We start from the raw sequence: 494 nt of genomic DNA on the forward strand, positions 1-494 counted from the left end.
GCGCGGCCATCCTCGGCGCGGGCCTCGTTCGCGGTCAGGAACGGGCCGCCCACCGCCGCCTTCAGCGCGTCGTACCGCTCCTTCGTCGTCGCCTGCATCAGCGCGTCGTAATCGTGCCGGAAGAAGAGCCCGGCGCGCCGTTCGGCCTCGGTCAGCACGCCAAGCGCCAGCTGCGCCTCGACGAAGCCGCCCCAGTGCAACAGGCAATCGGTCTTGTAATCGATGGCCTGCTGCTGGCCGTTGGCCTTCACCCCGTGTTCCAGCATCTGCAGTTTCGAGGGCGGCACCCGGTAGATCGCGGCGATCTGTTCGCGGTCGAACTTGCGGCTTTCCAGAAGCTGCTGATCGGCGGCCGAGAGGTCGAGCGACTTGATGTCGTCGGTCGCGCCGATGATCGGGATGCCGTTCGCTTCGGGGTCGATGAGCGCATTGCGGACGCGGCGGGCATTGCGGTGCCAGGCCTCATCGTCCTCGTAGACATCCTCCATCTTCAG

The 494-nt window shown here is 66.8% G+C and carries 1 protein-coding gene; it reads right to left on the reverse strand.

Features of this window, described 5'->3' with window-relative positions; translation table 11 throughout:
- The coding region (locus BYZ73_RS21725; protein WP_146746415.1) for a phage portal protein at nucleotides 1-494 on the reverse strand (494 nt) is incomplete at both ends.

This window comes from Rhodovulum viride, from assembly GCF_003265965.1.
In the GTDB taxonomy this organism is placed as follows: Bacteria; Pseudomonadota; Alphaproteobacteria; order Rhodobacterales; family Rhodobacteraceae; genus Rhodovulum; species Rhodovulum kholense.